Consider the following 3,359-nt stretch of genomic DNA (forward strand, 5'->3'; position numbering starts at 1 on the left):
CTCGGTCGATTCATGTTGTCGAGGCGCTGCCCGATGATGAAGAGCGCGTTGCAGACGATCGCCAACGTGAGCGCAACCTGCAACCCGATCAGGATCATCGAGACCTTGCTGCGCATCAGCGCTGAAAAGATGGGGCGGATTTCCATGGGGATTCCTTTGTGTTCCTTCTCCTGTTCGGGCGACCAGAGGACGTCCCGCAGGGAAGAAGGATCGGGTACTACATCTTCAGTTGAGCCGCCGGTTGCACGCGACATGCGCGCCACGTCGGGTACAGGCCTGCAAGCAATGCGGAGACGACGGCGAGCAGAACCGTCATTGCAATCATCGTCCAGTCCAGCTGTGCGACGGATTTGTATTCGGTGTAGAGCGCGCGAACGCCCACCAGTCCAAGCGCGGTCAAGACCAGACCCAGCATTCCGCCGGTGATGCCGACGACGCCGGATTCGATCAGGAACTGCGTGAAGACTTCCCGTCGGCTGGCGCCGAGCGCGCGACGCAGGCCGATCTCGCCGGACTTGCGCGTGAACTTGGCCAGCAGCAGGCCGACCGTATTGACGAGGCACACGACAAGGAACGCGAATGCGAGGCCGGTCTGCACCTCGACGTCGCGCGAGACGACCTTCTGGTCGCGCATCCATGCGTTGACGTCGAGCAGACGGTTGTTGAGCGGACGCTCGAACCGGCCGAGCTTCTTCTGCTCGTTGACGTAGCTGTCGAGAAACGATTTGTAATCGGCCAGGCGCGCCGGCGAATCCAGCTGGGCCCACATCTGGATCCACACGCAATCCGATGCCAGGTACGCATCCCATCCCTCACCCGACGACTTGAAGCAGCTGTTGTTGCCGCTCGAGCGATGCTTCAGGTCGATCGCCGCGGTGAACGGCATATAGAACTCTTCCGGATCGGCAAACGCGCCGTTGGTCAGGTCGTAGTAGCGCGCGCGCAGCTTCCAGTCACCGAGCACGCCGACGATGCTGTAGTCGATGCCGTTCATGCGCAGCGTCTTGCCGACACTATCCTGTCCGCCGAACAGTTTCTCGTTCAACACCTTGGTGAGCACGATCACCCGCGCGTGGTCGGCGTCCTGCGTGCGGTCCCAGCCGTGTCCGTAGGCGAACGGCGGTTCGAACATCCCGAAGAAGTCCGCATACGTCGCGCGACCGAGAGACTGGAACGGCTTGATGTCCGGGTTGGCCGGCTGCACCGGCAGTGCGATCTTGAACATCGCCGCCTGCTTGTCCGCCTTGCCCGCCGCCATCAGCGCCACCGCATCCCGATAGGTCACCTGATCGGGCGGACGACCGTCATCGGAGTACGGGCTGTTGACGTCCCAGTTGTCGAGCTGCACTGCGTGGAGCTTGTCGCTCTTCCACGGAATCGGGTCGCTGCCCATCAGGTGCATCACGGTCAGCGTGGTCATGCTCGCGGCGATGCCGAGCGCGATGCCGACAACCATCAGCAACGTCAGGATCGGGTTGCGTCGAAGGCTGCGGAGGCCGAGCTGGAGGTAGTAGGTGAACATGGTTTTTGACCAGGATTGTGGATTCGGGATTCGGGATTCGTCACTGAGCCGCAGTGCAAGTCGAGTCAGGTCGTCGCCATTCCCGATTCCCGATTCCCCAGAGCCGGTTGCGCGGTACGCAAGCGCGGCTCGTCGTCGAAGTCGGTGACCTGGCCATCGATCACATGCACATTGCGATGTGCGCGCGCTGCGAGCTCGGGATCGTGCGTGACCATCACGATGGTCGTGCCCTGCCGGTTGATTTCTTCCAGCAGCTCCAGCACTCCGCGCGCCATCAGCGAATCGAGGTTGCCGGTCGGTTCGTCCGCGAGCAGCAGGCGCGGAGATCCGGCGAGCGCGCGGGCAATCGCAACGCGTTGCTGTTGACCGCCGGACAATTCCGACGGGTAGTGCTTCATGCGCGAGGCAAGCCCGACGCGACCCAACGACTCCTCGATGCGTTTCTTGCGATCTGCAGCAGCAAAGCCGCGGTAGCGCAGCGGCACGTCGACGTTGTCGAACAGGTTGAGGTCGGGGATCAGGTTGAAGCTCTGGAAGATGAAACCGATCTTTTCGTTGCGCAGGCGCGAGCGCGCATCGTCGTTGAGGCCATGCACATCGACGCCGTCGAGCTTGTATTCGCCGCCGGTGAATTCCTCCAGCAGACCGGTGATGTTGAGGAAGGTCGTCTTGTCCGAACCGGACGGACCAGTCACCGCAACAAACTCGCCCTCGCGCACCTCGATCGAGAAGTCGCGCAACGCATAGGTTTCGATCAGGTGCGTGCGGTAGACCTTCTGCAGATGGGTCATCTTCAACATGGCGTGGCCTCTTGGAGAGTGGGATTCGAAAAAACCTGTAAGGACGTCATTCCCGCGAAAGCGGGAATCGCTCTATCGCGGCGAGGGGCGATTCCCGCCTGCGCGGGAATGACGTCAGTTGGGACGGAGTTCTTCACTTGACTGTCCAGCTCAATTCAACGCCACGCGCTGCGCGCCATTGAACTGGTCGGTGCCCGAGATCACCACGCGATCGCCTTCCTTGACGCCACTGACGATCTCGACCGAGTTGAGGCTGGTCGCGCCGATCTGGATCGTGGTGCGTTCGGCGGTGTTGTTGCGCACGACGTAGGCGACGCGACCGGCGCCGGTGTCGATGAACGATCCGCGCTCGACGATCAACACGTTCGGATGCTCGTCCATCAGGATGCGCGTGGTGAGCTGCTGGTTCTGGCGCAGGCCCGATGGCTTCTTCTCGCCGAACCGCACGCGGCCCGTGACCTGGCCGTTGACGATCTCCGGCGAGATCGCGCTGACTTCGCCGGTGTACTTGCCGCTGCCGTCGACAATTTCCGCGGCCATTCCAGGCGCCAGATCGTGCGCGAACACTTCGGGAATCTGCACTTCGATTTCCAGCGCACTGAGGTCGACCACACTCAGGATTGGCGCATTCGGCGCGACGTTCGCGCGCTGCTGCGCAATCAGCTGGCCCACCTGGCCATCGACCGGTGAACGCAGTTTCAGTTCGTCGACCCGGCGCACGAGGTCGTCGACCAGCAGCTTCTGCCGATCGAGCGCGAACCGCTTGGTCTTCAGTTCGAACGCGAGGCTGTCGCGATCGAGCAGCGTGTTCTGCTTTGCATTCACCTCGCTCAGGCGAGATTTCGACAGCGCATCTTTCGCACGCAGCACGGTCATCTCCGGTTGCGCGCCGCGCGAGAATGCCTTGTCGTTGCGCTCGACTTCGCGCTCCGCGGTCTGGCGGTCGATGACGGCCTGCTCGTATGCCATCTGCGACGCCGCCTGCAGTTTGCGATTCGCGATGCCGGTGCGTTCGACTTCGAGGCCGAGGCCATCGA

3 protein-coding genes are annotated in these 3,359 nt (G+C 62.3%); all 3 read right to left on the bottom strand.

All coding sequences use genetic code 11. From position 1 onward, the window contains the following. Positions 1–217 precede the first annotated feature (217 nt). Complete coding sequence (locus ABIV12_RS03840) at positions 218–1,522, bottom strand: ABC transporter permease (protein WP_348056406.1); 1,305 nt, start codon at positions 1,520–1,522, stop codon at positions 218–220. A 65-nt stretch (positions 1,523–1,587) separates the two neighbouring features. Further along, positions 1,588–2,322 (bottom strand): ABC transporter ATP-binding protein, encoded by a 735-nt coding sequence (locus ABIV12_RS03845; protein ID WP_348056408.1) that lies wholly within the window; start codon positions 2,320–2,322, stop codon positions 1,588–1,590. A gap of 150 nt (positions 2,323–2,472) precedes the next feature. Then, on the bottom strand, positions 2,473–3,359 hold an 887-nt coding region (locus ABIV12_RS03850), incomplete at its 5' end, for an HlyD family efflux transporter periplasmic adaptor subunit (protein WP_348056410.1).

The sequence above is a fragment of the Dokdonella sp. genome (assembly GCF_039926425.1).
Classification (GTDB): Bacteria; Pseudomonadota; Gammaproteobacteria; order Xanthomonadales; family Rhodanobacteraceae; genus Dokdonella_A.

What these genes read in the sequence shown, in the direction of transcription:
- ABIV12_RS03840 (WP_348056406.1), bottom strand. Translation starts at nt 1,522, where the DNA reads ATGTTCACCTACTACCTCCAGCTCGGCCTCCGCAGCCTTCGACGCAAC.
- ABIV12_RS03845 (WP_348056408.1), bottom strand. Translation starts at nt 2,322, where the DNA reads ATGTTGAAGATGACCCATCTGCAGAAGGTCTACCGCACGCACCTGATC.